At 65.4% G+C, this 25,236-nt stretch carries 28 protein-coding genes; 16 read left to right on the forward strand and 12 right to left on the reverse strand.

From position 1 onward, the window contains the following. Nucleotides 1-43 precede the first annotated feature (43 nt). The 7 genes from aceF to DB032_RS20255 form a co-directional block, all read right to left on the reverse strand. Nucleotides 44-1,678, reverse strand: coding sequence for a dihydrolipoyllysine-residue acetyltransferase (aceF, locus tag DB032_RS20225; protein ID WP_107801038.1), 1,635 nt, complete (start codon nt 1,676-1,678; stop codon nt 44-46). Nucleotides 1,679-1,798: 120 nt separating this feature from the next. After that, on the reverse strand, nt 1,799-4,462 hold the full coding sequence (aceE, locus tag DB032_RS20230; protein ID WP_107801039.1) for a pyruvate dehydrogenase (acetyl-transferring), homodimeric type: 2,664 nt from the start codon (nt 4,460-4,462) through the stop codon (nt 1,799-1,801). Nucleotides 4,463-4,774: 312 nt separating this feature from the next. Then, nucleotides 4,775-6,211 carry a M48 family metalloprotease gene (locus tag DB032_RS20235; RefSeq protein WP_107801040.1) on the reverse strand — a complete coding sequence of 479 codons (1,437 nt, stop codon included), beginning with the start codon at nt 6,209-6,211 and terminating at the stop codon, nt 4,775-4,777. A gap of 57 nt (nt 6,212-6,268) precedes the next feature. Next, on the reverse strand, nt 6,269-7,993 hold the full coding sequence (locus tag DB032_RS20240) for a SulP family inorganic anion transporter (RefSeq protein WP_107801041.1): 1,725 nt from the start codon (nt 7,991-7,993) through the stop codon (nt 6,269-6,271). After that, on the reverse strand, nt 7,990-8,418 hold the full coding sequence (locus DB032_RS20245; RefSeq protein WP_107801042.1) for a DUF6691 family protein: 429 nt from the start codon (nt 8,416-8,418) through the stop codon (nt 7,990-7,992). The genes DB032_RS20240 and DB032_RS20245 overlap by 4 nt, the downstream gene beginning before the upstream one ends. A gap of 2 nt (nt 8,419-8,420) precedes the next feature. Next, complete coding sequence (locus DB032_RS20250; protein ID WP_107801043.1) at nt 8,421-8,852, reverse strand: YeeE/YedE family protein; 432 nt, start codon at nt 8,850-8,852, stop codon at nt 8,421-8,423. Then, a complete protein-coding gene (locus DB032_RS20255) occupies nt 8,852-9,166 on the reverse strand; it encodes a metalloregulator ArsR/SmtB family transcription factor (RefSeq protein ID WP_107801044.1) in 315 nt (104 codons plus the stop codon). Before DB032_RS20255 ends, DB032_RS20250 begins: the two co-directional genes overlap by 1 nt. 160 nt (nt 9,167-9,326) lie before the next feature. On the opposite strand from DB032_RS20255, the gene DB032_RS20260 reads away from it, so the two are divergent. From DB032_RS20260 to rlmH, 5 genes are all read left to right on the forward strand, one after another. Beyond that, the gene (locus DB032_RS20260; RefSeq protein WP_233246751.1) at nt 9,327-10,364 is read left to right on the forward strand and encodes a DUF2804 domain-containing protein; all 1,038 of its coding nucleotides are present in this window, start codon (nt 9,327-9,329) and stop codon (nt 10,362-10,364) included. A gap of 255 nt (nt 10,365-10,619) precedes the next feature. After that, nucleotides 10,620-11,198: a carbonic anhydrase gene (locus DB032_RS20265; protein WP_107801045.1), complete on the forward strand. Its 579-nt coding sequence runs from the start codon at nt 10,620-10,622 to the stop codon at nt 11,196-11,198. A gap of 4 nt (nt 11,199-11,202) precedes the next feature. Beyond that, nucleotides 11,203-11,841 (forward strand): nicotinate-nucleotide adenylyltransferase, encoded by a 639-nt coding sequence (nadD, locus tag DB032_RS20270; RefSeq protein ID WP_199225946.1) that lies wholly within the window; start codon nt 11,203-11,205, stop codon nt 11,839-11,841. 173 nt (nt 11,842-12,014) lie between these two features. Beyond that, nucleotides 12,015-12,383, forward strand: coding sequence for a ribosome silencing factor (rsfS, locus tag DB032_RS20275; protein WP_019101317.1), 369 nt, complete (start codon nt 12,015-12,017; stop codon nt 12,381-12,383). Nucleotides 12,384-12,458: 75 nt separating this feature from the next. Then, the gene (gene rlmH / locus DB032_RS20280) at nt 12,459-12,929 is read left to right on the forward strand and encodes a 23S rRNA (pseudouridine(1915)-N(3))-methyltransferase RlmH (RefSeq protein ID WP_107801046.1); all 471 of its coding nucleotides are present in this window, start codon (nt 12,459-12,461) and stop codon (nt 12,927-12,929) included. A gap of 15 nt (nt 12,930-12,944) precedes the next feature. On the opposite strand, the gene DB032_RS24250 is transcribed toward rlmH, so the two are convergent. Together DB032_RS24250 and DB032_RS20285 are read right to left on the reverse strand one after the other, a co-directional pair. Further along, complete coding sequence (locus tag DB032_RS24250) at nt 12,945-13,103, reverse strand: hypothetical protein (RefSeq protein ID WP_158274379.1); 159 nt, start codon at nt 13,101-13,103, stop codon at nt 12,945-12,947. Continuing rightward, a complete protein-coding gene (locus DB032_RS20285; RefSeq protein ID WP_107801047.1) occupies nt 13,100-13,396 on the reverse strand; it encodes a DUF2325 domain-containing protein in 297 nt (98 codons plus the stop codon). Before DB032_RS20285 ends, DB032_RS24250 begins: the two co-directional genes overlap by 4 nt. Before the next feature lie 336 nt (nt 13,397-13,732). On the opposite strand from DB032_RS20285, the gene DB032_RS20290 reads away from it, so the two are divergent. Then, complete coding sequence (locus DB032_RS20290; protein WP_107801048.1) at nt 13,733-15,046, forward strand: Na+/H+ antiporter family protein; 1,314 nt, start codon at nt 13,733-13,735, stop codon at nt 15,044-15,046. 10 nt (nt 15,047-15,056) lie between these two features. Further along, nucleotides 15,057-15,278: a SlyX family protein gene (locus DB032_RS20295; RefSeq protein ID WP_107802046.1), complete on the forward strand. Its 222-nt coding sequence runs from the start codon at nt 15,057-15,059 to the stop codon at nt 15,276-15,278. Between the two features lie 165 nt (nt 15,279-15,443). Here DB032_RS20295 and DB032_RS20300 read toward each other — a convergent pair whose 3' ends face one another. Both DB032_RS20300 and DB032_RS20305 read right to left on the reverse strand, forming a co-directional pair. Next, nucleotides 15,444-16,019: a GNAT family N-acetyltransferase gene (locus DB032_RS20300; protein ID WP_107801049.1), complete on the reverse strand. Its 576-nt coding sequence runs from the start codon at nt 16,017-16,019 to the stop codon at nt 15,444-15,446. Then, complete coding sequence (locus DB032_RS20305; protein ID WP_107801050.1) at nt 16,016-16,930, reverse strand: DMT family transporter; 915 nt, start codon at nt 16,928-16,930, stop codon at nt 16,016-16,018. The genes DB032_RS20300 and DB032_RS20305 overlap by 4 nt, the downstream gene beginning before the upstream one ends. 58 nt (nt 16,931-16,988) lie before the next feature. Between DB032_RS20305 and dapC the strand changes: the two genes are divergently transcribed. From dapC to DB032_RS20350, 9 genes are all read left to right on the forward strand, one after another. Continuing rightward, on the forward strand, nt 16,989-18,191 hold the full coding sequence (gene dapC / locus DB032_RS20310; RefSeq protein ID WP_107801051.1) for a succinyldiaminopimelate transaminase: 1,203 nt from the start codon (nt 16,989-16,991) through the stop codon (nt 18,189-18,191). 84 nt (nt 18,192-18,275) lie between these two features. Beyond that, nucleotides 18,276-19,097, forward strand: coding sequence for a 2,3,4,5-tetrahydropyridine-2,6-dicarboxylate N-succinyltransferase (gene dapD / locus DB032_RS20315; protein WP_107802048.1), 822 nt, complete (start codon nt 18,276-18,278; stop codon nt 19,095-19,097). Between the two features lie 380 nt (nt 19,098-19,477). Then, nucleotides 19,478-20,296 (forward strand): ABC transporter ATP-binding protein, encoded by an 819-nt coding sequence (locus DB032_RS20320; protein WP_199225948.1) that lies wholly within the window; start codon nt 19,478-19,480, stop codon nt 20,294-20,296. Next, nucleotides 20,289-21,074, forward strand: coding sequence for a lipid asymmetry maintenance ABC transporter permease subunit MlaE (gene mlaE, locus DB032_RS20325; protein ID WP_107801053.1), 786 nt, complete (start codon nt 20,289-20,291; stop codon nt 21,072-21,074). Before DB032_RS20320 ends, mlaE begins: the two co-directional genes overlap by 8 nt. 11 nt (nt 21,075-21,085) lie before the next feature. After that, on the forward strand, nt 21,086-21,559 hold the full coding sequence (gene mlaD, locus DB032_RS20330) for an outer membrane lipid asymmetry maintenance protein MlaD (protein ID WP_107801054.1): 474 nt from the start codon (nt 21,086-21,088) through the stop codon (nt 21,557-21,559). A gap of 89 nt (nt 21,560-21,648) precedes the next feature. Beyond that, entirely contained in the window at nt 21,649-22,275 is a 627-nt protein-coding gene (locus DB032_RS20335) for a phospholipid-binding protein MlaC (protein ID WP_107801055.1), read from the forward strand. Continuing rightward, nucleotides 22,275-22,568, forward strand: a complete 294-nt coding sequence (locus DB032_RS20340; protein ID WP_107801056.1) for an STAS domain-containing protein — start codon at nt 22,275-22,277, stop codon at nt 22,566-22,568. Before DB032_RS20335 ends, DB032_RS20340 begins: the two co-directional genes overlap by 1 nt. 16 nt (nt 22,569-22,584) lie before the next feature. Next, nucleotides 22,585-23,367 carry a VacJ family lipoprotein gene (locus DB032_RS20345; protein ID WP_107801057.1) on the forward strand — a complete coding sequence of 261 codons (783 nt, stop codon included), beginning with the start codon at nt 22,585-22,587 and terminating at the stop codon, nt 23,365-23,367. A 66-nt stretch (nt 23,368-23,433) separates the two neighbouring features. Further along, a complete protein-coding gene (locus DB032_RS20350; protein ID WP_107801058.1) occupies nt 23,434-23,769 on the forward strand; it encodes a zinc ribbon domain-containing protein YjdM in 336 nt (111 codons plus the stop codon). Between the two features lie 213 nt (nt 23,770-23,982). Here DB032_RS20350 and murA read toward each other — a convergent pair whose 3' ends face one another. Beyond that, nucleotides 23,983-25,236 (reverse strand): UDP-N-acetylglucosamine 1-carboxyvinyltransferase, encoded by a 1,254-nt coding sequence (murA, locus tag DB032_RS20355; RefSeq protein ID WP_107801059.1) that lies wholly within the window; start codon nt 25,234-25,236, stop codon nt 23,983-23,985.

The raw sequence follows: 25,236 nt of genomic DNA on the forward strand, positions 1-25,236 counted from the left end.
GCGGCGCGCTCCGGCCAGGCCGGGGCGTCCGCCCGGCTGGCGATTACAGAATCAGGCGGCGCACATCGGACAGCAGTTTGCCCAGATGCACGGTGAAGCGCGCGGCGGCGGCGCCGTCGATCACGCGGTGATCGAAGGACAGCGACAGCGGGCACATCAGGCGCGGCGCGAATTCCTTGCCGTTCCACACCGGCTTGATCTGCGATTTGCAGACGCCGAGGATGGCCACTTCCGGCGCGTTGACGATGGGCGTGAAGCTGGTGCCGCCAATGCCGCCCAGGCTGGAGATGGTGAAGGTGGCGCCCTGCATGTCGGTGGGCTTGAGCTTGCCTTCGCGCGCCAGCTTGGACAGATCGGTCAGTTCCTGGGCGATCTGGCGCAGGCCCTTCTTGTCCGCGTCCTTGATCACCGGCACCACCAGGCCGTTAGGCGTGTCGGCGGCGAAGCCGATGTGGTAGTACTGCTTCAGCACCAGATTGTCGCCGTCCAGCGAGCTGTTGAAGTTCGGGAAAGCTTTCAGCGCCTCGGCGGCGGCCTTGATGATGAAGGCCAGCGGGCTGATCTTCAGGCCGGACTTTTCCCATTCCTTGCCCACGGTCTTGCGGAAGTCTTCCAGCTCGGTGATGTCGCACTCGTCGTTGAAGGTTACGTGCGGGATCATCACCCAGTTGCGCGACAGATTGGCGCCGGAAATCTTCTGGATGCGGGACAGCGGCTTGGTTTCGATCGGGCCGAACTTGGCGAAATCGACTTTCGGCCACGGCAGCAGATCCAGACCGCCGCCGGAGGAGGCCGCGGCGGCCGGGGCCAGCGCCGCCGGGTTCTGCATCACGCCCTTGACGAAGGCTTTGACGTCTTCTTCGGTAATGCGGCCCTTGCGGCCGTTGCCCTTGACCTTGCCCAGGTCCACGCCCAGTTCGCGCGCCAGACGGCGCACCGACGGACCGGCGTGGGCTTTGGAGAAGGAGGCTTCGTCGATGGCGGCGGCGGCCTTGGCAGGAGCGGCGGCGGGCGCGGCGGCCACCGGGGCCGGAGCAGCCGAGGCGGCGGCAGGAGCCGGGGCGGCGACAGCTGCGGCTGCCGGAGCGGCGGCGGCGGCAACGGCGCCTTCGACCACCACGATCAGATCGCCTTCGCAGACCTTGTCGCCCACTTTCACTTTGACTTCCACCACGCGGCCGGCGGCGGAGGCCGGCACTTCCATGGTGGCCTTGTCGGTTTCCAGCGTGATCAGGCTGTCGTCGACGGCGATCTCATCGCCGACCTTGACGGTCACTTCGATCACGTCGACGCCGTTATGGCCGCCGATGTCCGGCACGCGGATTTCGCTGCGGCCGGAAGCCGCCGGCGCGGCAGGCGCGGCGGCGGGAGCGGCTGCAACCGGAGCCGGAGCCGCGGCCGGGGCGGCGGCGGCCGGGGCCGGCGCGGACGCTGCGGCGCCCACTTCCAGGATGGCGATCACGTCGCCTTCGGAGATCTTGCCGCCGACGACGGCTTTGACTTCCTTGATCACGCCCGCGGTTTCCGCCGGCACTTCCATGGTGGCCTTGTCGGTTTCCAGCGTGATCAGGGAATCGTCCACGGACACGGTCTGGCCCGGGACGATGAATACTTCGATGATGTCTACATTGCTGTGACCGCCGATGTCGGGCACTTTCAATTCGATCAGATTGCTCATGAGCTTTCCATTCGTAAGGCGGAAGCCCCTGTCGGGGCTTGCCGCCGGATATCCGCTACAGATTCGCTTGCCATGCAAAGGCGGAAGACCCCGGCCTGAACCGGGGCTTCCGCTCTGCGATTACACCTTCCAGCTAGGCAGCTTGTCGGTCTTGATGCCGTACTTGGCGATCGCCTCGGCCACCTTGGACGCTTCGATCTTGCCGTCGCGCGCCAGTGCGGACAAGGCCGCCAGCGCCACGTGGTAGCGATCCACCTCGAAGAAGGAACGCAGGTTGGCGCGGCTGTCGGAACGGCCGAAGCCGTCGGTGCCCAGCACCACGTAACGGCCCGGAACGTATTCGCGGATCTGGTCGGCGTAGTTGCGGATGTAGTCGGTCGCGGCCACCACCGGACCCTGACGGCCGGACAACTGCTGGGCCACGTAGGAGGCCCGCGCTTCGGCGGTCGGGTTCAGCAGGTTGTGACGCTCGGCTTCCATGCCGTCGCGGCGCAGCTGGTTGAAGGAGGTCACGCTCCAGATATCGGCGCCGATGCCGAAGTCGGCCTTCAGCAGATCGGCCGCGGCCATCACTTCGCGCAGAATGGTGCCGGAGCCCATCAGCTGCACTTTCACCTGGGCGTCGCCGCCGTCCTGCAGCAGATACATGCCTTTCAGGATGCCCTCTTCCGCGCCCGCCGGCATGGCCGGGTGAACGTAGTTTTCGTTCATCAGGGTCAGGTAGTAGAAGACGTCTTCCTGCTCCGCGTACATGCGGCGCAGACCGTCCTGCACGATCACCGCCAGTTCGTAAGCGAAGGTCGGGTCGTAGCTGATGCAGTTCGGGATCAGGCCGGCCTGGATGTGGCTGTGGCCGTCTTCGTGCTGCAGGCCTTCGCCGTTCAGCGTGGTGCGGCCGGCGGTGCCGCCCAGCAGGAAGCCGCGGGCGCGCATGTCGCCGGCGGCCCAGGCCAGGTCGCCGATGCGCTGGAAGCCGAACATCGAGTAGTAGATGTAGAACGGAATCATCTGCTGGCTGCTGTTGGCGTAGCTGGTCGCCGCGGCGATCCAGTCGGCCATCGCGCCCGGCTCGTTGATGCCTTCCTGCAGGATCTGGCCGTCCTTGGATTCCTTGTAGAACATCAGCTGGTCATGATCCTGCGGCACGTAGTTCTGACCCTGGGTGGACCAGATGCCGTACTGGCGGAACATGCCTTCCATGCCGAAGGTGCGGGACTCGTCCGGCACGATGGGCACTACGCGCTGACCGATGTTCTTGTCCTTCATGATGGTGCCCAGCATGCGGACGAAGGCCATGGTGGTGGAGAACTCGCGGTCGCCGGACGCTTGCAGCTGCGCGTCGAACACGGACAGTTCCGGCGTTTGCAGCGCGGTGGTCACCGGCTTGCGGGCCGGCAGATAGCCGCCCAGCGCGGCGCGGCGTTCGCGCATGTACTTCATTTCCGGGCTGTCTTCGGCCGGCAGGTAGTACGGCACGTTCGCCAGGTCCTCGTCGGACACCGGAATGCCGAAGCGGTCGCGGAATTTGCGCAGCGAATCCAGATCCATTTTCTTGGCCTGGTGCGCGATGTTCTTGGCTTCGCCGGACGCGCCCATGCCGTAACCCTTGATGGTCTTGGCCAGGATCACGGTCGGACGGCCGTTGGCGCTGTTGGACGCCTCGTGGTAGGCGGCGTACACCTTGTGCGGGTCATGGCCGCCGCGGTTCAGCGCCCAGATCTCGTCGTCGGACATATTGGCGACCATTTCGCGCAGCTCCGGGTACTTGCCGAAGAAGTGTTCGCGAACGTAAGCGCCGTCCTTGGATTTGAAGGTCTGATAGTCGCCGTCCACGCACTCGTCCATGCGCTTCTTCAGCAGGCCCTTGCTGTCCATCGCCAGCAGCGGGTCCCAACGCGAGCCCCAGATCACTTTCAGCACGTTCCAGCCGGAACCGCGGAAGTCGCCTTCCAGTTCCTGAATGATCTTGCCGTTGCCGCGCACCGGGCCGTCCAGACGCTGCAGGTTGCAGTTGACCACGAAGATCAGGTTGTCCAGGCCTTCGCGGGCGGCCATGGAGATGGCGCCCAGGGATTCCGGCTCGTCCATCTCGCCGTCGCCGCAGAAACACCAGACTTTGCGGCCGTGGGTCTTGGCCAGACCGCGGCTTTCCAGGTACTTGAGGAAGCGGGCTTGGTAGATGGCCATCAAGGGGCCCAGGCCCATCGACACGGTCGGGAACTGCCAGAAGTCCTTCATCAGCCACGGGTGCGGGTAGGAGGACAGGCCGTTGCCGTCCACTTCCTGGCGGAAGCTGTCCAGCTGCTCGGCGGACAGGCGGCCTTCCATGAAGGCGCGTGCGTACACGCCCGGGGAAATGTGGCCTTGGAAGTAGATCAGATCGCCGTCTTGCTCATCGTTCTGGGCGCGCCAGAAGTGGTTGAAGCCCACGTCGTACAGGGTGGCGGAGGATTGGAAGGAGGCGATGTGGCCGCCCAGCTCCAGATCCTTCTTGCCGGCGCGCAGCACCAAAGCGGCGGCGTTCCAGCGGTTGATCGAGCGGATGCGATGCTCCATCTCGTGGTTGCCCGGCGACTTCATTTCTTTGCCGAGCGGAATGCTGTTCTGGTATGCGGTGGTGGCGTCAAACGGCAGATGGGCGCCGCGGCGGCGGGTGCGCTCGACCAGTTTCTCCAACAGGTAATGCGCGCGTTCCGGGCCTTCGGCATCCAGCACCGACTCCAGCGCTTCAGTCCATTCCTGGGTTTCCAACGGATCGATATCGTCAGGGAAAGTTGCAGCCATCTCTGGTCCTCACAGCAAGGTGGATCGGGGGCCGTATGTAGCACTGCGCGGCCCCGCGTTATTGCAATCGGCTCGAATTCGAACCTATTTATTAGCTTCAGATTATAAACGAACGCAATCGCAAATAAAAATGTTCATTTGCGAAAAGAGCGCCGTATCTTGAGCAAGTGTACGTCTTCCGGCTTTCACAAAGGAATAGGTCAAGCGTACTAACGCTTGTTTCGGGGCGGAAAACAGCGGTTATTGCGCCGCACCATGTTGTTTTTTTGCGATTTACTGTCGCAAATTGAAACATTCGTTTCAGTTGCGCGCTTACTTCTTTCTCTCGTCCCGGACGAGCCGGTCCAGTTCGCGGATGCGCGCTTCGATTGAGGAGCGCAGGTAGAAATCGTCGCCCTTGGCCTTGCCGGCCAGTTGAAACTGCTCCATCGCCGGCTGGTAGCGCTGTTCATGATAGAAGGCGTTGCCCAAGGCCGCGTGGTAACGCAGCGGGTCGCGGTCGGCGTACAAGCTGGCCTGGCGCCGATACAGCCCCGGATTGTCCGGATGGCGGCTCAGCTGGGTCTTGATCAGGGCCAGCGCGCCCTGGCTGTCGCCGCTGGCGATGGCGACGTCGATGTCCAGCAACTGCAGCGACAGGCTCTGCGGAAAACGGGCCAGCCCGGCGCGCGCCGCGTTGCGGGCGGCCGGCCAGTCCTTGCGTTCGCGCTCTATCGCCACGTCCAGGCCCCGCAGCATCGGGTGGTCCGGCAGCTTGGTCCGCGCCTTGGCCAGCGCCTGGCGCGCGCCGGCGATATCGCGCTGACGCAGCTTGACCTGGGCCAGACCATACCACTGCGCGCCCTCGTTCAGGTACAGGCCGCGGTCCAGCGCCGCCTCGTAATAGCGCTCCCCTTCGTCCGGCGTCAGCGTCGCGGCGCGTAGTTTCTCTCGCACCAGCAGGTAGTCGACGCTGTCGGCGCGCATCTTCACCGGGTAGTCCAGCGCTCGGTTTTCCGCTTCGCTGATGCGCTCCAGCGTCACCGGGTGGGTGCGCAGGAAGGCCAGCGCCGCGTTGTCGCTGTAACGCTCGTTCAGCTGCAGCCGCTGAAAGAAAGCCGGCATGCTGCGCACGTCGAAGCCGGCCTGGCTCATGTATTGCATGCCGACGCGGTCGGCTTCGCGTTCGAAATCGCGCGAAAACGCCAGTTGGTTGGAAATCGACAGCCCCATGCCGGCGGACACCACGCCCATCGCGCCCTGGCCGCTGCCGGCCTTGGCCGCCAGCGCGGCGGCGATGATGGTGCCCAACAACAGCAAGGGGCTGGTGGCGCTGCTGGCCGCCTTCATCCGCGCGATGTGGCGCTGGGCGACGTGGGCGGTTTCATGCCCCAGCACCGAGGCGAGCTCGCCTTCGCTCTGGGTCGCCAGCAGCAGTCCGATATTGATGCCGATATAGCCGCCGGGCATGGCGAAGGCGTTGATGCCGCTGTCGTTGACGCAGAAATAGGTGAAACCGACGCCGGGCAGCTTGACGCCGCTGGAGAGCCGGCCGCCGATATCGTTGAGGTAATCGTTGACCTCCTGATCGTCGACGATGTCTCCCGCCTCCAGCATGGCGCGCCAGGCCTGGCGGCCGATGCGGTTTTCATCCGCCAGCGTCAGCGAGGCGTCCGACACCTCGCCCAGATCGGGCAAATCGGCATAGCTGACGGACGGGTGCAACAAGCTCAGCGCCAGCACGCCGGCCAGCAGGGTCTGTTTGGTCATCCGGCTATGATAGCCAGGTTCGCCCACAAGTTGCATGAGGCGGCGCAACATCAACTGTCAAAGAGTATGAGCTTCCCCGCCGTCCCGCCGCGGCGCGGTCAGCGCCTCCCACGCCGCTTGCGCGCTCAAGTGCACGCGGCCGTTGAAACCGGCCAGCAGGCCGCCGCCCTCCATCCGCTGCGCCACCGGCCCCTTGATCTCGGCCAGGTGCAGCGTCACGCCGCGCGCCGCCAGCTCCGCGTCCAACCGCGCCAGCATCAGCAAGGCGCTGGTATCCACGCGATTGACCGCGCTCATGATCAGCACCAATCGCGTGGTTCCGGCCTGGGCGGCCAGCCGGCGCAGCGTCTCGCCGCGCACTTGGCGGGCGTTGCCGAAGAACAGGCTTTCGTCCACGCGCAGAAACAGCGCGCCGGGCAGGCGCTCCACCGCGAAACGCAGCCGATTGCGGAAATGATGACTGCCCGGCAGCCGGCCCAGTTCGGCGATATGCGGCCGGCTGCTGCGCCACAACATGGCCGCCAACGACATCAGCACGCCGGCGACGATGCCGGAGTCCACCCCCAGCCACAGCACCAGAACAAAGGTCAGCCCGAACGCCGCCGCATCGGCGCGATCGACGCGCCAGGCCAGGCGCAGGCTGTCGAAACGTATCATGGCGCTGACCGAGGCGATGATCATCGCCGCCAATACCGACAGCGGCAGCAAGGCCAGCGCCGCGGCGGCGAAGCCGGCCAGCAGCATGAGGCCCAGGGCGGCGATCACCGAGGCCAGTTGAGTCTGGGCCCCGGCCTCGGCGTTGACCATGGAGCGGGTCAGCCCGCCGGTGACCGGGAAGCCGCCGGACAGGCCGGCGCCGATATTGCACAGGCCCAGCGCCAACAGCTCCCGGTCCGGATCTACCTCGTCGCCGCGGCGCTGCGCCAGCGCCTGAGCCACCGCCAGGCTCTGCACGTAATTGATCAGCGCGATGAAAAAAGCCGGCAGCGCCAGCTGCGACCACTGCTCCAGGCTCAGCCCCGGCCAGGTCGGTGCCGGCAGGCCCGGCGGGATCTCGCCCACCACCGGTAAGGCGGAGCGCAAATCCAGGCCGGCCACCAGCCCCATGCCAAGCAGCACCGCCAATAGCGGCGCCAGCCGCAGCCATAATTGCCGCGCCGGCGCGCTCAGGCCGCAGCGGCGCAGCAGCGGTTCGCCCAGCCAACGCGCCAGCAGCAGCAAGGCCAAGGCCGGAGCGCCGAGCAAGAGCGCGGCGGAATTGAACCCTTCGGCCGCTCGCCACAGCCCGGCCAGCAGCTGCGGCAAGGACGCGCCGCCGGCCTGCACGCCCAGCAAGGGCCCCAGCTGCGACAACACGATCAGCAAGGCCGACGCCGAAGTGAAGGCCGCCAGCACCGGCTCGGACAAGAGATCGGCGACGAAGCCCAGCCTCAGCAGGCCCAGCGCCGCCAGCATCGCGCCGGACAACAGCGCCAGGCCGATGGCCAGCGCCAGATAATCTCCCGAACCCGGCTCGGCCAGCCGCGACAGCGTGGCCGCCACCAATAAGGAAGTCATCGCCATCGGCCCCACCGACTGCGCGTGGCTGCGGCCGGCCAGCGCGTAAATCAGCAAGGGCGCGATGCTGGCGTACAAACCCGCCTGCGCCGGCAAGCCGGCCACCAGCGCGTAAGCCAGCCCTTGCGGCGCCAGCAACAGGGTCACCACCAGGCCCGCGCCCAGATCGCCCGGCAAGTAAGCGCGCCGGTAGCCGCGCAGCCAGGCAGGCAACCAAAGCCTCATCCGCGCCGCTCCCATCGTCCGGCCAGCCACAGGCCGGCCGCCATCGCCGGCAAAAACCAAGCGCTCTGCGGCGACAACATGCCGCCCAGCAACAAGGCCGGCCCCGGACAGATGCCGGCCAGGCCCCAGCCAATGCCGAACAACAGGCTGCCGCCTATCAGCCGGCGCGTCAGCGGCGTCTTGGCCGGCCAAGACGCCGGCTCGCCCAAGAACGCGCGCGGGCGGCGCTCGGCCAGACGGAAAGCCGGCCAGGCCGCGACGACGGCGCCGGCCATCACCAACGCCAGGCTGGGGTCCCAGGCGCCGCCCAGATCCAGAAAGGCCAGCACCTTGGCCGGATTGGCCATGCCGGACAGCAACAGCCCCAGGCCGAACAACAGGCCCGCGCCCGCCATCGACAATAAGCGCTTCCACTCCGCCGCCATCTTCACGCCCCCCAATGTCTGAACACGGCCACCGCCACGAAGCCGGCGAACATAAAGGCCGCCGTCGCCGCCAAGGAGCGCGGCGACATGCGCGCCAGCCCGCAAACGCCGTGGCCGCTGGTGCAGCCGGAGCCCAGGCCCGCACCGAGGCCCACCAGCAAGCCGGCGGCCAGCAAGCGCAAGCCGCCGGCCTCGATCTTGACGACGGGCAATTCGCCCGCCGCCAGCCACCACAGCGCCGGCGCGGCCGTCAGGCCCAGAAGAAAGGCCAAGCGCGCGCGCCAGTCCGCCCGCCGTCCCAGCAGGCCGGCCACCATGCCGCTGATGCCGGCGACGCGGCCGTGCGACAGAGCCAGCCAGCCCGCCGCCGCGCCTATCAACACCCCGCCCGACAGGGCGGACCACGGCGTGAACGCCGCCCAATCCACGGCCATCACGCCGCCCCTGCCGGCTGGTCGGCGCAGAACAGCGCGTGCAAGGCGTTCAGCAAGGCCAGGGCGTCGGCGCTGGCCACGCTGTAATACACCCATTTGCCTTCGCGCCGCGTCGCCACCAGGCCCTCATTGCGCAATACGCCCAACTGCTGCGACAAGGAGGGCTGACGGATGCCGGTCAGACACTCCAGCTCCGACACCGATTTCTCGCCGTCCACCAGCTGGCACAGCAGCAGCAGCCTGTCCTCGTTGGCCAGGCCCTTCAACAATAAGGCGGCGCGGCCGGCATTGGCGCGCAGCATGTTCAAATTCATATTTCGTTCTCCCGCCGCCGCGATCCGGCGTCGCAAACATTATGTTTTATAATATAATGTAAATCAACTAACTGTTACCGCCGCGCCACACTGTCCGCCCGTCGCCACATGGCCTATCAGTCACCATCGCGCCGGGAAAAACTGTTGTAGACTCAAGGCCATGAACCTATTTCCAGCCGCGGCGCCGGCCCGGCCCAGCACCGCCATGGCCTCCACCCTCCTCCCGCCCGCCCCCAGGCAACTGGTGCACGAGCGCGGCATTCCCGCCTTCGGCGTGTACCAGGGCATCATCGAGCGGCTGGACTGGCGCGCGCTGAAAACCACGCCTTACCAAAGACTGACGCGCCGGCTGCATCACAAGCGCTGGCAATACGCGGCCATCGCCCATCCGGCCTTTTTCATCGGCGTCGCCATCGTCGACGTCGGCTGGACCGGCACCGCCTTCGCCTATCTGTTCGACCGCAAGAGCGGCGAAGTCATCGCCGCCGCCAGCGCCAACGGCCTGCCCGGCCTGTCCACGCGAATCGAAGACCGCGCCTTCGGCGACGCCGCCTTCCAGGCCGGCCGCTGCCGGCTGAGCTTCCGCCGCGACGGCGAGCGGCTGGAACTGGCGGTGGACTCGCCGCAGTTGAAACTGGCCGCGCACATTCAATTGACGGACATGCCGCCGGTGCTGGCGGTGATCGCGCCGGCCAACTGGCTGGCCCACTCCACCCATAAAAGCGGCGGCCTCAGGATCAGCGGCTTCGCCGACTGCCAGGACCGGCGCTACTCGCTGGACGGCGCGGTGGCGGCGCTCGACTATTCCAACGGCCTGCTGGCGCGGGAAACCCGCTGGCGCTGGGCCAGCGCGCATTCACTGGAACTGGGCTTCAATCTGCAGCAAGGCTATATGGGCGACACCGAGAACGCCGCCTGGCTGCGCGGCAAACTGATCCGGCTGGGGCCGGTGCGCTTCGACTACCAGCCGGAGGATCCGCTGCTGGGCTGGCGCATGCAGAGCGACAACGGCTTGCTGGACCTGAGCTTCGCCCCTGAGGGGGCGCGCCGCGAAGACAAGAATCTGCTGATCGCCGCCAGCCGCTATGTGCAGCCTATCGGCCGCTTCAACGGCCAGATCCGCGACCCGGACGACGGCGCCGTCCATGTGGTCGACGACTTGCTCGGCGTGACCGAGGACCATCTGTCGCGTTGGTGAGCGTAGCCCGCTCGATGCGGCGCGCCAGCGCCCATTCGCCGCCATTGTCTGGAGTTCATCGAAATTCCCTGCTGTAGTCAGGGAAATCCCTGGTTTGCGAAAACACAAGACCGGCCGGAACAACAGTGGTAGGATGCGCCCGCAACCGAGTATTTTCTCTAAACGACCCAATGCAGCGTCAGAGCCTGTCCATGATCCTTTTGCGTCTCCGCGCCAGAACGCTCATGAACAGACTCTCAGTAGGAGATTGCCATCATGGATAGATTAAGCGCTCTGCTCGAACACAACCGCCACTTCGTGGAAAACCGCGAATACGAGCAGTTCAAGACCGACAAATTCCCCGGCAAAGGCCTGGCCGTCCTGGCCTGTATGGACGCCCGGCTGGTGGAACTGCTGCCCAAGGCCATGGGCCTGAAGAACGGCGACGCCAAGCTGATCAAGAACGCCGGCGCGCTGATCACCCACCCGTGGGGTTCGGTGATGCGCAGCCTGATCATGGCCGTATACGAACTGCGCGCCGACGAGATCTGCGTGGTCGCTCACCGCGACTGCGGCATGCGCGCGGTCGATCCGCAGCGCGTGCTGGACCATGCGATGGAACGCGGCGTGTCGGAAGACACCATCGCCACGCTGCGCGCGGCCGGCATCGACCTGGACGGCTGGCTGAAGGGCTTCGACAACGTGTCCGACAGCGTGCGCCACACCGTGCACACCATCCGCAACCATCCGCTGATGCCCAAGGACGTTCCGGTGCACGGCATGGTGATCCATCCGTCCACCGGCCGGCTGGAAGTCATCGTCGACGGCTACCAGAACGACGACGCTCCGGAGTAAGCCGGTGCGTCTGGGCCTGTTCGGCGGCACCTTCGACCCCATCCACAACGCCCACCTGCGCATGGCCGACGCCTTCGCCGCGGAGCTGGCGCTGGACGAGGTCAGGCTGATTCCGGCCGGCCGGCCCTATCATCGCAGCCACGGCCCGTACGCCGCGCCGGCCCAGCGCCTCGCCATGGCGGAGCTGGCGGCGGCGGATCATCCGCGGCTGACGGTGGACGAGCGCGAAGTGCGCCGCCCCGGCGCGGCCTACACCATAGACACCCTGGAAGAACTGCGCGCCGAGCTGGGCCCCGCCGCCGAATTGTGGTTTTTGATCGGCGGCGACTCGCTAGCCGCGCTGCACACCTGGAAGCGCTGGGACGAACTGTTGCGTTTCGCCAACCTGGCCGTAGCCTTGCGCCCCGGCTTCGATCCCGCCTCGCTGCCCGCGCCGGTGCGGCCCTTGTGGCGCGCCCGGCAAGTCTCTGATTTTTCAAATCGAACCGCATCCGGTACAATCCGCCCCTTGGCCTTGCCGCCGGTGGACATCGCGGCCACCGACATCCGCCAGCGCCTGGCGCGCGGCGACGCGGTGGACGATGTGCTGCCGCCCGCGGTGCTGGCCTATATCCGCCAACACCGGCTATACCAGACAGTGTAGCCGCCGTGTCCGGCCACTTTCCGCCAGGCCGTCAGCAGACGGCCGGCAGCGATTCACTTTAAAAGCAATACGGCGGGTCTGCCGGCCGCTTGCGCGCGCCGGCCCGCCCGCCATTTTGCGGCCGCTTTGCGCCGGCTCTGGCCGACGCGGACCCCGCATAGGAAAAGGACATTATGGAAGTGCAAGACATTGCCAAGCTGGCGATCGAAGCCCTGGAAGACGTCAAGGGCAAGGACATCATCGAACTGGACACCAGCAAGCTGACCTCGCTGTTCCAGTGCATGATCGTGGCCACCGGCGACTCCAACCGCCAGGTCAAGGCGCTGGCCAACAGCGTGCACGTGAAGCTGAAGGAAGCCGGCGTGGACATCGTCGGCAGCGAAGGCCACGAAAGCGGCGAATGGGTGCTGGTGGACGCCGGCGACGTGGTGGTGCACGTGATGCTGCCCGCGGTGCGCGACTACTACGACATCGAAGCGCTGTGGGGCGGTCAGAAGCCCAGCTTCCTGCCGGCCGGCGGCCGTCCGTGGTCGGCGACCTGATCCGGCTGCGCTAAGCCGCCATCAAGAACGGGGACGCAAGTCCCCGTTTGCGTTTTACTTCCTGGCTCACACACGATGAAAATCACTATTCTCGCCGTCGGCACCAAGATGCCGCGCTGGGTCGACGAAGCCTACGGCGATTACGCCAAGCGCTTTGGCCGCGACATCACGCTGGAACTGAAGGAAATCAAGCCGGAGAAACGCGGCGGCGGCGTCACCGCCGAAAAAGGCATCGCCGCCGAACACGAGCGGCTGCTCGCCGCCCTTCCGTCGCGCGCGCGGCTGGTGGTGATGGACGAGCGCGGCAAGAACTGGACCTCGGTGCGGCTGGCCGAAGGCCTGAAGGAATGGATGGCCGGCGGCGACGATGTGGCCTTCATCATCGGCGGCGCCGACGGCCTGGCCGCGGAATTGAAACAACGCGCCGACGTGCTGCTGCAACTGTCCGCGATGACGCTGCCGCACGGCATGGTCCGGGTGATGTTGGCCGAGCAGATCTACCGCGCCTATTCCATTCTCAACAACCACCCCTACCATCGCGAATAGACGGACGCTGGCGGATCAAGCCGGCGGCGAGGCCTGGGCCGCCAAGGGCGGCGGCAAGGGCGGCGGCGCCAATCCGGCCCATTCCACCGTGACGGAATCCTCGCGCAGCGGCAGCGCCGAGCCCTCGGCGCGCGCCAGGCTGTCCAACCAATTTTCATTGCCTGAAAAAATCATGGCAGCTTCCTCCAGCCCTCATATTGCAAACGCCGCTCCACCGCGGTGGCGGATCGGCGGCAGGCCACCACCGGAATGCCCAGCGCGTGGGCGCTGTCCCGGTAATTGCGCATCACATTGTGTCCCAGGAAATCGGTGAGCAGGATCAACAGATCCGGCTTGCCCGGCAGCGGCGCCTTGCGCTGATGCGCGACGTTGCGCCCGCAGATGTGGCGGGAAATCCGGATATCGTAGCTTTGCAGAACCGCCGGAATATTCCCCAAGCTGTCCGCGCCTATCAGCAGAGCGTTCATCAGCCACCTCCTTCTCGCGCGGCGCGGCACGCCGCCTTGACATGTCCTCACTCTAAGCCGATGTAATGGCGCAGTAAAGATATATAAAATTAGTTTTTTATTTCCAATAAATATATAAATGCCGCAGCGGTCCCATCGCGTCATCCTCAGCGACGACGACTCGGCAAACCTTTGAAATCTCAAGGTAAAACAAGACGCCGCCCCCGCCGCCGCGGCTGGTGTCATCTCGCGCCCCTCCCCCCGTCCTTGCCAGCAAAACTATCGACAGAAAAACCGAAACCCGCTACGCTGCGCGCCCTCGGCCTATCCGCCCAACCTATTGATCTGTATATACAAATGAACGCAGTTCTTCTGGCCGTCATCGTCATGCTCGGGCTGGCGCTCTTGCGCACCCACGTCGTCATCAGCCTGCTGCTCGGCGCCTTGATCGGCGGCCTTAGCGGCGGCCTGTCCCTGTCCCGCACGCTGGAAGCCTTCAACAACGGCATCACCGGCGGCGCCGCGGTGGCCTTGTCCTACGCCCTGCTGGGCGCCTTCGCGCTGGCCATCGCCAAATCCGGCCTGCCCCACGCGATGGCGGATCTGGCGATCAAGCGGCTGGAACGAGGCGGCGCGCAAGGCAAACTGAAATGGGCCTTGATCCTGTTGCTGGCCCTGGTCAGCGTCGCCAGTCAGAACCTGGTTCCCATCCACATCGCCTTCATCCCGCTGCTGGTGCCGCCGCTGCTCTATGTGATGGCGCGGCTGCACCTGGACCGCCGCCTGGTCGCCTGCGTGATCACCTTCGGCCTGGTCACGCCCTATATGGTGTTCCCGGTGGGCTTCGGCGATATCTTTCTGAAGCAGATCCTGCTCGGCAACATCGCCAAATCCGGCATGGACGTGCGCGGCGTCAATGTGATGCACGCGATGGCGATACCGGCGCTGGGCATGCTGGCCGGCCTGCTGTGGGCGGTGCTGGTCAGCTACCGCAAACCGCGCCAGTACGCGCTGGGCAAGATAGAAAACGCCGAACGCACCCGCGCCAAGGTCAGCCGCAAATCGCTGGCCACCGCGCTGCTGGCGATCACGCTGGCCTTCGCGGTGCAGCTGTATACCGATTCGATGATCATGGGCGCGCTGGCGGGCTTTCTGCTCTTCCTCGCCACCGGCGTGGTGAAATGGAAAGACGCGGACGGTTTGTTCAACGAGGGAATGAAGATGATGGCGATGATAGGCTTCACCATGATCACCGCCCAGGGCTTCGCCGAGGTACTGAAAGCCACCGGCCAGGTGGGCGCGCTGGTGACCGCCAGCGCCGGCCTGTTCGCCGGCAATCAGGGCGTGGCCGCCTTCGCCATGCTGCTGGTGGGCCTGGTGGTGACCCTGGGCATAGGCTCGTCCTTTTCCACCGTGCCCATCCTGACCGCCATCTACGTGCCGCTGTGCATGCACCTGGGCTTCTCGCCGCTGGCCACCGTCGCCATCATCGGCACCGCCGGCGCGCTGGGAGACGCCGGCTCGCCGGCTTCTGACTCCACGCTGGGCCCGACTTCGGGTCTGAACGTGGACGGCCAGCACGACCATATCCGCGACACCGTGCTGCCCACCTTCCTGCACTACAACCTGCCTGTGCTGGCGGCCGGCTGGATCGCGGCCATGGTGTTGTAGAATGGCCGGCATGGATGATCAAATCGATGCCCGCCTGGCCGAAATGGAAGTGAAGCTCGCCTTCCAGGACGAACTATTGGACGCGCTGAACGCCACCGTGGCGCGCCAGCAAAAAGACATGGAGTTGCTGCAACAGCAGATGCGTCTGCTCTACCAGCAATTCCGTCAGGCCCAGCCGGACGACGCCGCGTCCGGCCTCAGCCTGCGCGACGAGGTTCCGCCGCATTATTGAGCTGGCGGCGGCTTAGAAGCGGTTCAACGTCTCGCGAGCTAAGGCGAGACCAGGCGAAAACCGCTGAGAAAGCGGAATGCGCACGTGGCGCATAAGTATTTCGAAGCGGTTTCAACACCCTGTATCTCATTATCCCGCCGATGCGCAGCAGGCTTGGAACAGGCGCTAGCGGTGGCCCTTGCGACGCGACACCGTCGCCTCGATATTCTTGCGGCCGATCAGCGGCGCCGGTTCCGGCATGTCCGGCGCGGCGTCGCCCAACCATTTGTACATCACCAGACAGTCCACCAGACCCAGCCGCGCGTGACGATAGGCGCGCGGCAAACGCCCCACCTGCTCGTAGCCCAGCTTGCGCCACAAGGCCACCGCCACCTCATTGCTGGCCACCACGGAATTGAACTGCATCGCCAGAAAACCGCTGTCGCGCGCCAATTGCTGCGAATGCTCGCACATCAGCCGCGCCACGCCCTTGCCGCGCGCCGCCTCGGCCACCATATAGCCGCAGTTGCAGACATGGCCGCCCGGGCCGGCGGCGTTGGGCTTGAGAAAATACGAGCCCAGCAGCGCGCCGTCCTCCTCCGCCACCAGCGTGTGCAAAGGCAGCCGCAACCACAGCTCGCGCGCCTGCCCCCGCGTCATCTCCGGATCGAAGGCGTAGGTTTCCCTGGCCGCCACCACTGCGTGGAACACCGGCCAGAAACGATCGAAATCGTCGTCGTTCATCGGTCTGATCGTAATCATGCTGCCTCCTGTTTCAATTGCGCCGTCCCCGGCTTTCTGGTCATACGTCCGGACAACAGGCTGGCGCTGGCGATCAAGGCGCCGCCCGCCCATTCGCGCGGCGTCATCGCCTCGCCGGCCAGCAAATAGGCCGACGCCGCCGCGAACAACAACTCCATCAGCATCAACGTCATCGTCTGCGTCGCCGGCAGAATGGAAACCCCGTGCTGCGATATCACGCTGGTGCACAGCAAGGTGACGCCCAGGATGCCCAGCACCAGCCAGCTTTGCGGCGGTATCTGCAAAATGCCGCCCAGCTGCCCGGCCAGCGCCAGCTTGATCGCGCCGATGGACGCCACGCCGAACCAGATCGACGCCGATTTGACCGGCACCGGAATGGACTGGGCGCCGCGGCTGATCACATTGCCCAGCGCGAAGGCCATGCCGCCGGACAAGGCCAGCCATTCGTAGCGATGGCTGAGCGGCAGCTCCCCGGCGAACAGGCCGGGACGATAGATGAAGATGAAGCAGCCGAGCAGCGACAGGGCCACCACCAGCCAGCCGCTGCGGGTCAGGCGCTCCTTCAGGATCAGCCGCGACAGGAACACCGTCCACAGCGGCGACAGGTAGAACAGCAGCAAGACCCGCATCACTTGTCCCTCGGACACGGCCCAGGTATAGCTGTAGTTGCACCAGCCGAACACCGCGGTCAGCACCAGCAACACCGGCTGCAGCCGGAATTGGCGGCGGTAGACGTCGAAAAAGATGATCACGCCCAGGGTGATGGCCACCAGATAGACCACCAGCGAGGTCATCGCCACGCTGACTCCGCTTTGATTGAGGCTGCGGAAGGGATACCACATCAGCCCCCACACCAGCGCGGTGGTCAGAATGCCGGTGGTGGCCAGAAACTTTTGTTTTACAGGTGTCATTGCTGTTCTTAAGATGTTCGCTGTTCGTTTGCTTGCGCCCGCTTTCCTGGAGATACCCGTGAACCCTCGCCTGGCCCAATTGCAGCCCTATCCGTTTCAACGCCTGCGCGCCCTGCTCGCCGGCACGACGCCACCCGCGGACAAGGCGCACATCAACCTGTCGATAGGCGAACCCAAGCACCCGACGCCGGCGCTGGTGGAACAGGCGCTGATAGCCAATCTGGGCGGCTTGTCGCAATACCCGGCCACGCTGGGCAGCGAAGCGCTGCGCCAGGCCTGCGCCGCCTGGATGCGGCGGCGTTATGATCTGAACCTGGATGCGCAAAGCGAGATACTGCCGGTCAACGGCAGCCGTGAAGCCTTGTTTGCTTTTGTGCAGACGGTGATCGACGCAAGCGCGGAGCCTGCGCCGGTAGTGATATCCCCGAATCCTTTTTACCAGATTTACGAAGGCGCGGCACTGTTGGCCGGCGCCGAGCCCCACTATGTCAACTGCCTGGCCGAACAGCGCTTCCAGCCGGACTGGAGCCAGGTGCCGGAGTCGGTGTGGGCACGCACCCAGCTGGTGATCGTGTGCAGCCCCGGCAACCCCACCGGCGCGGTGATGTCGCTGGCCGATTGGGAAACCCTGTTTCAGCTGTCCGACCGCTACGGCTTCGTCATCGCCAGCGACGAGTGCTATTCCGAAATCCACTTCGGCCGGCCGCCGCTGGGCGGGCTGGAGGCGGCGAGCAAGCTGGGACGCGGCTTTGAGCGGCTGCTGATGTTCACCAGCCTGTCCAAGCGCTCCAACGTGCCCGGCATGCGCTCGGGCTTCGTCGCCGGCGACGCGGCGCTCCTGGCGAAATTCCTGCTCTACCGCACCTACCACGGCAGCGCGATGAGCCTGACGATACAGGCGGCCAGCGTGGCGGCCTGGAACGACGAGGATCACGTCGAGTCCAACCGGGCGCAATACATCGCCAAGTTCGACGCGGTCACCCCGCGGCTGGCGATGGGGCTGGAAGTGCGCCGCCCGGACGCCGGTTTCTACCTGTGGGCCAAGGTGCCGGACGGGAATGATGTAGACTTCGCCAAGGCGCTGTTCGCCGAAGAACACGTCACCGTGCTGCCCGGCAGCTACCTGGCGCGCGAGGCCCACGGCGTCAATCCCGGCGCCGGCTATGTCCGCGTCGCGCTGGTGGCCACGCTGGAGGAATGCGTGGCCGGCGTCGAGCGCATCGTCGCCTTCGCCGAGCGCCGGCAACGCCAGACCCCCTGAATCCACGCGGCCCGCCTCCGGCGCGGCCGCTTGAAAGCGAATTGAATGACGACTTCCATCCACATTGCCAAAGGACTGAACACCATGCATCCGATCCAGACCCTGATCGAAGAAGCGTTTGAGAAGCGCGCCGAGATCACGCCCGCCACCGTCTCCACCGAACTGAAGGCCGCCATCGGCCAGGTGATCGCCGAGCTGGACGCCGGCCGCCTGCGCGTGGCGGAAAAACAGGGCGCCGACTGGGTGGTGAACCAGTGGGTGAAGAAGGCGGTGCTGCTGTCTTTCCGCATCCGCGACAATGAAATCTCCGACGACGGCGTCAACCGCTACTTCGACAAGGTCGACACCAAGTTCGCCGACTGGAACCCGGCCCGCTTCCAGAAAGCCGGTTTCCGCGTGGTGCCGGGCGCGGTGGCGCGCAAGGGTAGCTTCATCGCCAAGAACACCGTGCTGATGCCGTCCTACGTCAATATCGGCGCCTACGTCGACGAAGGCGCGATGGTGGACACCTGGGCCACCGTAGGCTCCTGCGCCCAGATCGGCAAGAACGTTCACCTGTCCGGCGGCGTCGGCATCGGCGGCGTGCTGGAACCGCTGCAGGCCAACCCCACCATCATCGAAGACAACTGCTTCATCGGCGCGCGTTCGGAAATCGTCGAAGGCGTGATCGTAGGCGAAGGCTCGGTGATCTCCATGGGCGTCTACATCGGCCAATCCACCAAGATCTACGACCGCGAAACCGGCGAAGTCAGCTACGGCCGCGTGCCGCCGGGCTCGGTGGTGGTGTCCGGCAACCTGCCCAGCAAGGACGGCAGCCACAGCCTTTACTGCGCGGTGATCGTCAAGAAAGTGGACGCTCAGACTCGCAGCAAGACCAGCATCAACGAGCTGCTGCGCGGCGTGTAAGGCCCCGCCGTCCGCCGGCTCGGGCGGACGGTCGGCTCGCCCGCCGTCCGCCTTTTCTCCCCTCCGTCGTCGCCTCTCGGCGTCTCCGGCCGCACTGCAATGCAGCATATTTGCATCGCGAATGCTGTTGAAATTTGGCTAGTCCACGACAAGTCTATAAAATCTCCAGTTCGAAAAGAGTCGGCAAAAAAGCGGCCGCTCTCCAAGCACCGCTCAGCCCAGGCCGCGAAGCGCCGCCAGCCAAGGCGCAGCGCAACGCCAGGGCTTGGGCGACGGGCTTCAAGAGCCGCTTTGCCTGAACGGCCCGCCATCGCACCGCTCCGGGTCCGCCGTTTCAACCGAAGCCGTCCGCGGCTTCACGCATGCTATCTGGAAAACTTGTGTCTTCTGACAATTTCATCGAGTTCAGAAACGTCAGCTTCGCCTATGGCGAACGGCCCATTCTGAAAAACCTCAACCTCGCGATTCCGCGCGGCAAGCTGGTGGCCGTCATGGGCGGCAGCGGCAGCGGCAAGACCACGCTGCTGCGGCTGATCTCGGGCCAGAACCGGCCGCAAAGCGGCGAGGTGCTGGTGGACGGCAAAAGCGTCGCCAAAATGAGCGCCGCCGAACTTTATCAACACCGCCGCCGCATGGGCATGTTGTTCCAGTTCGGCGCGCTGTTCACCGATCTGTCGGTGTTCGACAACGTCGCCTTCCCCATTCGCGAGCACACCAAGCTGCCGGACAGCATGATTCGCGACCTGGTGACCATGAAGCTGGAAGCGGTCGGCCTGCGCGGCACCCAGCAGCTGATGCCGGCCGAACTGTCCGGCGGCATGGCGCGCCGGGTGGCGCTGGCGCGCGCCATCGCGCTGGACCCGCAGCTGATGCTGTACGACGAACCCTTCACCGGCCTGGACCCGATCTCGCTGGGCGTGATCGCCCACCTGATCAAGAAGCTCAACCACGCGCTGGGCACCACCGCGGTGATGGTCACCCACGACGTGCACAAATCGCTGGAGATCGTGGACCACGTGCTCTTCGTCGCAGGCGGCGAAATCGTCGCCCAGGGCACGCCGGACCAGGTGCGCAATTCGGATTCGCCATGGGTGCACCAATTCATCTGGGGCGAGGCCGACGGCCCGGTGCATTACGCCTATCCGGCGGAGCGCTCGCTCGCCGACGACCTGGGACTCAACGGAGGCCGCCATGCTTGACCTGATCGCCGCGCCCTTGCGCAGACTAGGCCATCTCGCCATCAACGCCGTCTGGCGGCTGGGCTTCGCCTGCCGCTTTCTGGTGGCCATCCTGCGGGGCAGCGGCCAAAGCCTGCTGCGGCCGCAACTGACCATACGCGAGGTCTACTTCGCCGGCGTGATGTCCTTGATCATCATCCTGGTGTCCGGCCTCTTCGTCGGCATGGTGCTGGGCCTGCAGGGCTACAGCACCCTCGCCAAATTCGGCTCCTCCGACGCGCTGGGCGCGGTGGTGGCGCTGGCCCTGCTGCGCGAATTGGGCCCGGTGCTGGCCGCGCTCTTGTTCGCCAGCCGCGCCGGCAGTGCGATGACGGCCGAAATCGGCCTGATGAAAACCACGGAGCAACTGGACGCGATGAGCGTGATGGCGGTCGATCCGATCGCCCGCGTCGTGGCGCCGCGCTTCTGGGCCGGCGTGATCTCCATGCCCATCCTGGCCGCGCTGTTCAACGTGGTCGGCATCTTCGGCGGCTACCTGGTGGGCGTGGTGATGATAGGCCTGGACGTCGGCACCTTCTGGTCGCAGATGCAGGCCAACGTCGATCTGCATTTCGATGTGGTCAACGGACTGATCAAGAGCCTGTGCTTCGGCGTCGCCGTCACCCTGATCGCCGTGTTCGAAGGCTATGACGCCACTCCGACGGCCAGCGGCGTGTCCGCCGCCACCACCCGGACCGTGGTCACCTCCGCATTGGTCATCCTGGCGCTGGATTTCATCCTGACCGCCTTCATGTTCTAGGAAAAACCCGAATGAAACGCTCTACTATTGACTTGTGGGTAGGCATTTTCGTGGCGCTGGGCATTGCCGCCGTCACCTTTCTGTCGCTGAAAGTGGCCAATCTGGTCCCGCAAAGCGCCAACCAGACCTATGTGCTCTACGCCGACTTCGACAACGTCGGCGGCCTGAAGGTCAAAGCGCCGGTCAAGGAAGCCGGCGTGGTGATCGGACGCGTGGCCGACATCCGGCTCAACCCGAAAACTTATCGCGCCCGCGTGACTCTGAATATTGACAAGACTTATCAGATCAGCGACGACGCCAGCGCGTCCATCCTAACCGCCGGCCTGCTGGGCGAACAATATATCGGCATGCTGCAAGGCGGCTCGGAAACCAATCTGGCCCCGGGCGGCACCATCACCATCACCTCCTCGGCCATGGTGCTGGAACAATTGATCGGCAAGTTCATAACGGGCTTTACCGATAGCAACAAGAGCGCTGACAAATAGCGCGGCACAAAGACGGGGTACCCCGCAACACACTGCCGGCCGGCGCGCTGCCCGCGCCGCCGGCTCACTCGCAATCGATTGGAAAAAAGATGAAAAAACTGCTCGCATTCTGCTGTCTGCTGTTCGGCCTGTCCGCCGCGGCCCAAGCCGCCGGCGACACCCCCACCGACGTGATCAAGGACGCTTCCCGCCAGGTGCTGGAAGTGCTGAAACAGGACAACGGCAAGAACACCAAGCAAATCCGCCTGCAGGCGGAAGCGGTGGCGGTGCCGATGTTCGACTTCCCGCGCATGACCGCGCTGGCCGTGGGCCTGGGCTGGCGTCAGGCCAGCGCCGAACAGCGCGCGCAACTGACCCAACAATTCCAGACCCTGCTGGTGCGCACCTATTCCGCGACCATGACCCGCTTCAAGACCGCCCAGGTCGACGTCAAGCCCAACCCGCTGATGAGCAACGGCGACCGCGACGCCACCGTGAAAACCACGGTGACCCTGCCGGGCAACGCCAACCCGGTGGCGGTGGACTATTCGCTGAACAAGGGCGCGCAAGGCTGGAAGATCTATAACGTTAGCGTGGAAGGCGCCAGCCTGGTCACCGTCTATCGCAACTCCTTCAACGAAGAAGTGCGCAAAAGCGGCGTGGACGGCCTGATCAAGTTGCTGCAGAACAAGAACGCGGCGCCGGCCGCCGCCGCGCCCGCCAAGGGCAACGCCTGATGCTGGAACGCACCGCCCCCGGCCAGGCCCGGCTCAGCGGCCAACTGAACATGGACAGCTGCGGCCCCTTCGCCGCGCCGCTGGCCAAGCTCGCCGGCGAAGCGCCCTTGCGCCTGGATCTGTCCGGCGTGACCGGCGCCGACTCGGCCGCGCTGGCCCTGCTGCTCGGCGCGCGCCGCGCCGCCGACGCCGCCGGCCACGCCCTGTCGCTGGAAAACTGGCCGAGCGGGCTCAGCGCCTTGCTGGACCTTTACTCGCTGGCGGAGCTGCTGTCCGCCCCGGCGGCGGATTGATATGCGGAGAGGATTTATGTCGTCCCTGAAACCCGCGCTGACCGGCCTGGCGCTCTCGCTGCTGCTGGCCGGCTGCGCCAGCAACCCGACGGTGCCTTACGACCGCTTCGAGCCCTATAACCGCGCCATGTACCAAGTCAACGACACCGCCGACCGCTACGTGATCAAGCCGGTGGCCGAGGGCTACAAGGCCGTCACGCCGTCGCCGGTGCGCACCGGCGTCAGCAATTTCTTCGACAATCTCAAAGACGTCTACAGCGCGCTGTCCAACGCCTTGCGCGCCGAGCCGGAAAAAGCGCTGAACGACGTGATGCGAGTGGCGATGAACACCGGCTTCGGCCTGTTCGGCCTGATCGACATCGCCAGCCAGGCCGGCCTGAAGAACAACAAGACCACGCTGGGCGACACCTTCGCCGCCTGGGGCTGGCACGACAGCAACTATCTGGTGCTGCCCTTCTTCGGCCCCTCCACCGTGCGCGACGGCGCCGGCCTGACCGCCTCGCTGGCCGGCCCGGGCCCGGAAAAAATGTTCTACGACACCACCTGGCAGGCGGTGGGCTTCTACGGCCTGTACGGCGTGAACACCCGCGCCCGCTACCTGGGCGTGGAAGCCATGCTCAGCACCGCGGCGCTGGATCCGTACAGCTACACCCGCGACGCCTATATGCAGTTGCGCGCGCAGCAGCTGGGCCTGCCCAACCCCACCCAGCCGGCGGACACCTTCAGCCTGGATGAACTGGTCGACTCGCCCGCCGCGACGGCGCCCGGCGACAAGACAGCGGCCTCCGCCGCGCAGTAAAGCCACTCTCTCCGCCGCCGGCCACTGGCCGGCGGCCTTCCTTTTTACTTATCAACAGGAAACGCCATGAGCAATCTGCCAGCCTGTCCGCAATGCAAATCCGAATACACCTATCAGGATGGCGCGATGTATGTCTGCCCGGAGTGCGCGCACGAATGGAACGAGCAGGCCGCGCCGTCCGAAGAAGCCCGCGTGATCAAGGACGCCAACGGCAATGTGCTGCAGGACGGCGACAGCGTCACCGTGATCAAGGATCTGAAAGTCAAAGGCTCCTCCCTGGTGGTGAAAGTGGGCACCAAGGTGAAGAACATCCGCCTGGTCGACGGCGACCACGACATCGATTGCAAGATCGACGGCATCGGCGCGATGAGCCTGAAGTCCGAATTCGTCAAGAAAGCGTAAATTCCGCGCTTCAAAACAAAACGCCACGGCCTGAGCCGTGGCGTTTTTCATTGCAAAAGCAAGCTTATCGCTTAGAGCCTGTTTACGATCTCGCGAGCTAGAGCGAGACCAGGCGTTGCGGCTGAGAAAGCGGAATGTACATTCGGTACATGAGCATTTCGAAGACGGTTTCAACGCCGTATCGCCGACGCGCAGCAGCTCGTAAACAGACTCTTAACTGATCCGTTCGATCAGCGCGCCCACCGCGCCCAGCTTCTTCTCGATATGCTCGTAGCCGCGGTCCAGGTGATAGATGCGATCGACGATGGTCTCGCCCTCGGCCACCAGGCCGGCGATCACCAGGCTGGCCGACGCGCGCAGATCGGTGGCCATCACCGTGGCGCCGGACAGCTTCTCCACGCCCTTGATGATGGCGGTGTTGCCTTCCACTTCGATATTGGCGCCCATGCGGTTCAGCTCGGGAACGTGCATGAAGCGGTTTTCGAAAATGGTTTCAGTCACCACGCCGGCGCCCTCGGCCACGCAGTTCAGCGTCATCAGCTGGGCCTGCATGTCGGTGGGGAAAGCCGGGTAAGGCAAGGTGCGGAAGTTCACCGCCTGCGGACGGCGCTTCATGTCCAGCGAGATCCAGTCGTCGCCGCACTCCACCACCGCGCCGGTTTCGGCCAGCTTGTCCAGCACCGCTTCCATGCTCTTGGGCGCGGCGTTGCGCAGCACGATGTGGCCGCGCGTCATCGCGCCGGCCACCAGGAAGGTGCCCGCCTCGATGCGGTCCGGCATCACCGCGTAATCGGCGCCGTGCAGACGCTCCACGCCCTCGATCACCAGCCGGTCCGTGCCGATGCCGCTGATCTTGGCGCCCATGGCCACCAGACAGTTGGCCAGATCGGTCACTTCCGGTTCGCGCGCGGCGTTTTCCAGCACGGTGGTGCCCTCGGCCAGCGTCGCCGCCATCAACAGGTTCTCGGTGCCGCCCACGGTCACCATGTCCATGATGATGCGCGCGCCGCGCAGGCGGCGGGCCTTGGCCTTGACGTAGCCGTGCTCGATGCTGACCTCGGCGCCCATCGCCACCAGGCCCTTGATGTGCTGATCCACCGGCCGGCTGCCGATGGCGCAGCCGCCCGGCAGGGACACCGTGGCCTCGCCGAAGCGCGCCAGCGTCGGGCCCAGCACCAGGATGGACGCGCGCATGGTCTTCACCAGATCGTACGGCGCCACCAGGCTGTCCAGATGGCCGGCGGTGATTTCCATCTCGTGCACATTGTCCGTCATCACCCGCACCCCCATGCCTTGCAGCAGCTTCTGGGTGGTGGCGATGTCGCGCAACATCGGCACATTGGTGAAGCGCATGGTGTCGCCGGTCAACAGACTGGCGCACAGAATGGGCAGGGCGGCGTTCTTGGCGCCGGAAACGCGGATCTCGCCGTTGATCGGACCGTTGCCGATGATTTTCAATTTATCCAT

This window comes from Chromobacterium sp. Panama, from assembly GCF_003052555.1.
Classification (GTDB): domain Bacteria; phylum Pseudomonadota; class Gammaproteobacteria; order Burkholderiales; family Chromobacteriaceae; genus Chromobacterium.

Coding starts and splice junctions, on each gene's coding strand:
- aceF (WP_107801038.1), bottom strand. CDS start 1,678: ATGAGCAATCTGATCGAATTGAAAGTGCCCGACATCGGCGGTCACAGC.
- aceE (WP_107801039.1), bottom strand. CDS start 4,462: ATGGCTGCAACTTTCCCTGACGATATCGATCCGTTGGAAACCCAGGAA.
- DB032_RS20235 (WP_107801040.1), bottom strand. CDS start 6,211: ATGACCAAACAGACCCTGCTGGCCGGCGTGCTGGCGCTGAGCTTGTTG.
- DB032_RS20240 (WP_107801041.1), bottom strand. CDS start 7,993: ATGAGGCTTTGGTTGCCTGCCTGGCTGCGCGGCTACCGGCGCGCTTAC.
- DB032_RS20245 (WP_107801042.1), bottom strand. CDS start 8,418: ATGGCGGCGGAGTGGAAGCGCTTATTGTCGATGGCGGGCGCGGGCCTG.
- DB032_RS20250 (WP_107801043.1), bottom strand. CDS start 8,852: ATGGCCGTGGATTGGGCGGCGTTCACGCCGTGGTCCGCCCTGTCGGGC.
- DB032_RS20255 (WP_107801044.1), bottom strand. CDS start 9,166: ATGAATTTGAACATGCTGCGCGCCAATGCCGGCCGCGCCGCCTTATTG.
- DB032_RS20260 (WP_233246751.1), top strand. CDS start 9,327: ATGAACCTATTTCCAGCCGCGGCGCCGGCCCGGCCCAGCACCGCCATG.
- DB032_RS20265 (WP_107801045.1), top strand. CDS start 10,620: ATGGATAGATTAAGCGCTCTGCTCGAACACAACCGCCACTTCGTGGAA.
- rsfS (WP_019101317.1), top strand. CDS start 12,015: ATGGAAGTGCAAGACATTGCCAAGCTGGCGATCGAAGCCCTGGAAGAC.
- rlmH (WP_107801046.1), top strand. CDS start 12,459: ATGAAAATCACTATTCTCGCCGTCGGCACCAAGATGCCGCGCTGGGTC.
- DB032_RS24250 (WP_158274379.1), bottom strand. CDS start 13,103: ATGATTTTTTCAGGCAATGAAAATTGGTTGGACAGCCTGGCGCGCGCC.
- DB032_RS20285 (WP_107801047.1), bottom strand. CDS start 13,396: ATGAACGCTCTGCTGATAGGCGCGGACAGCTTGGGGAATATTCCGGCG.
- DB032_RS20290 (WP_107801048.1), top strand. CDS start 13,733: ATGAACGCAGTTCTTCTGGCCGTCATCGTCATGCTCGGGCTGGCGCTC.
- DB032_RS20295 (WP_107802046.1), top strand. CDS start 15,057: ATGGATGATCAAATCGATGCCCGCCTGGCCGAAATGGAAGTGAAGCTC.
- DB032_RS20300 (WP_107801049.1), bottom strand. CDS start 16,019: ATGATTACGATCAGACCGATGAACGACGACGATTTCGATCGTTTCTGG.
- DB032_RS20305 (WP_107801050.1), bottom strand. CDS start 16,930: ATGACACCTGTAAAACAAAAGTTTCTGGCCACCACCGGCATTCTGACC.
- dapD (WP_107802048.1), top strand. CDS start 18,276: ATGCATCCGATCCAGACCCTGATCGAAGAAGCGTTTGAGAAGCGCGCC.
- mlaE (WP_107801053.1), top strand. CDS start 20,289: ATGCTTGACCTGATCGCCGCGCCCTTGCGCAGACTAGGCCATCTCGCC.
- mlaD (WP_107801054.1), top strand. CDS start 21,086: ATGAAACGCTCTACTATTGACTTGTGGGTAGGCATTTTCGTGGCGCTG.
- DB032_RS20335 (WP_107801055.1), top strand. CDS start 21,649: ATGAAAAAACTGCTCGCATTCTGCTGTCTGCTGTTCGGCCTGTCCGCC.
- DB032_RS20340 (WP_107801056.1), top strand. CDS start 22,275: ATGCTGGAACGCACCGCCCCCGGCCAGGCCCGGCTCAGCGGCCAACTG.
- DB032_RS20345 (WP_107801057.1), top strand. CDS start 22,585: ATGTCGTCCCTGAAACCCGCGCTGACCGGCCTGGCGCTCTCGCTGCTG.
- DB032_RS20350 (WP_107801058.1), top strand. CDS start 23,434: ATGAGCAATCTGCCAGCCTGTCCGCAATGCAAATCCGAATACACCTAT.
- murA (WP_107801059.1), bottom strand. CDS start 25,236: ATGGATAAATTGAAAATCATCGGCAACGGTCCGATCAACGGCGAGATC.